This is a genomic window from Nocardia sp. NPDC004415, assembly GCF_053602435.1.
The window spans coordinates 1-2,114 of record NZ_JBSGDP010000123.1 but is presented as its reverse complement, the minus strand read 5'-3'; the positions used below and the strand labels follow the sequence as shown (position 1 = coordinate 2,114).

2 protein-coding genes are annotated in these 2,114 nt (G+C 68.0%); both read left to right on the top strand.

Annotated elements, in window-relative coordinates; translation table 11 throughout:
• Nucleotides 1–1,025, top strand: a 1,025-nt coding sequence (aceA, locus tag ACWEMY_RS29205; protein WP_452392601.1) for an isocitrate lyase, incomplete at its 5' end; no start/stop codon positions are given.
• A gap of 113 nt (nucleotides 1,026–1,138) precedes the next feature.
• Entirely contained in the window at nucleotides 1,139–2,047 is a 909-nt protein-coding gene (locus ACWEMY_RS29200) for a 3-hydroxybutyryl-CoA dehydrogenase (protein ID WP_375930578.1), read from the top strand.
• Nucleotides 2,048–2,114: the final 67 nt, after the last annotated feature.

Below are 2,114 nucleotides of genomic sequence, written 5' to 3'. Positions count from 1 at the left end.
ACCTGTCGGGCTGGCAGGTCGCCGGTGACGCGAACCTGTCCGGCCACACCTACCCCGACCAGTCGCTGTACCCGGCGAACTCGGTCCCGTCGGTGGTCCGTCGCATCAACAACGCGCTGCTGCGCGCCGACGAGATCTCCAAGGTCGAGGGTGACACCTCGGTCGCCAACTGGCTGGCCCCGATCGTGGCCGACGCCGAGGCCGGCTTCGGTGGCGCGCTGAACGCCTACGAGCTGCAGAAGGCGATGATCGCCGCTGGTGCCGCCGGTGTCCACTGGGAGGACCAGCTGGCCTCGGAGAAGAAGTGCGGCCACCTCGGTGGCAAGGTGCTGATCCCCACCCAGCAGCACATCCGCACCCTGACCTCCGCGCGCCTGGCCGCCGACGTCGCCGGCGTGCCGTCGGTGATCATCGCCCGCACCGACGCCGAGGCCGCCACCCTGCTCACCACCGACGTGGACGAGCGCGACCGTGAGTTCCTGGACGGCACCCGTACCGCCGAGGGCTTCTTCGGTGTGAAGAACGGCATCGAGCCCTGCATCGCGCGTGCCAAGGCCTACGCCCCGTACTCCGACCTCATCTGGATGGAGACCGGTGTGCCGGACCTCGAGGTCGCGCGCAAGTTCGCCGAGGCCGTCCGCAGCGAGTTCCCGGACCAGCTGCTGGCCTACAACTGCTCGCCTTCGTTCAACTGGAAGGCGCACCTGGACGACGCGACCATCGCGAAGTTCCAGCGTGAGCTCGGCGCGATGGGCTTCAAGTTCCAGTTCATCACCCTGGCCGGCTTCCACTCGCTCAACTACGGCATGTTCGACCTGGCGCACGGCTACGCCCGCGAGGGCATGACCGCCTTCGTCGACCTGCAGGAGCGCGAGTTCAAGGCCGCCGCCGAGCGTGGCTTCACCGCCATCAAGCACCAGCGTGAGGTCGGTGCCGGCTACTTCGACACCATCGCCACCACCGTCGACCCCAACACCTCGACGGCCGCCCTGAAGGGCTCCACCGAAGAGGGTCAGTTCCACTGATCCCCTCGGGGTTGCTTTGACCGGCAACACCTTTCCTCTACTCCGGTAGGGGTGTACGCCCTCCCACGCCGAACAGCCCCGGCGTGGGAGGGCATCCCTATAACTTGGTCGATATGACCTCCCCAGCCACCCCAGAGCCAGACACACAGCAGGAGCGGGACGTGAGCGAGAAGATTCAGCGCGTCGGCATCATCGGCGCCGGACAGATGGGCGCGGGCATCGCGGAAGTGTGCGCACGGGCGCACGTCGACGTCCTCGTCTACGAGACCAGCCGTGAACTCGCCGCAGCGGGCCGCGCGCGAATCCTGCGCTCGCTGGATCGTGGCGTGAGCAGCGGCAAGATCACCGAGCGCGAGCGGGAGCAGGCGGCCTGGCGGCTGCGCTTCACCTCCGATCTGGGCGACTTCGCCGACCGTCAGCTGGTCGTGGAGGCCGTTGTCGAGAACGAAGAGGTCAAGACGGCCATCTTCAGCGAGCTGGACAAGGTGGTCACCGACCCCGACGCCGTGCTCGCCTCCAACACCTCCTCCATCCCGATCATGAAGATCGCGGTGGCCACCGCCAACCCCGAGCGCGTGGTCGGCCTGCACTTCTTCAACCCGGTGCCGGTGCTGCCGCTGGTCGAGCTGGTCACCACGCTCAAGACCAGCGAGCCCGTCGCCAAGCGCGCCGAGGCGTTCGCCGCCGACATCCTGGGCAAGCAGGTCGTGCGGTCGGCCGACCGCTCCGGCTTCGTGGTCAACGCGCTGCTGGTGCCGTACCTGCTCTCGGCCATCCGGATGGTCGAGTCGGGCTTCGCCACGAAGGAAGACGTCGACAAGGCCATGGTGCTCGGCTGTGCCCACCCGATGGGCCCGCTGGCGCTGACCGACCTGGTCGGCCTGGACACCGTGAAGTCGATCGCGGACTCGATGTACGCCGAGTTCAAGGAGCCGCTGTACTCGGCCCCGCCGCTGCTCATGCGCATGGTCGAGGCGGGCCTGCTCGGCAAGAAGACGGGCGCGGGCTTCTACCAGTACTGAGTTCTTGGAGCGCTGGCGCGCTCGAGTTCGCGGCCACCACGGGCCGCCGGTCAGCCACCGCTTCTTG

Coding starts and splice junctions, on each gene's coding strand:
- ACWEMY_RS29200 (WP_375930578.1), top strand. CDS start 1,139: ATGACCTCCCCAGCCACCCCAGAGCCAGACACACAGCAGGAGCGGGAC.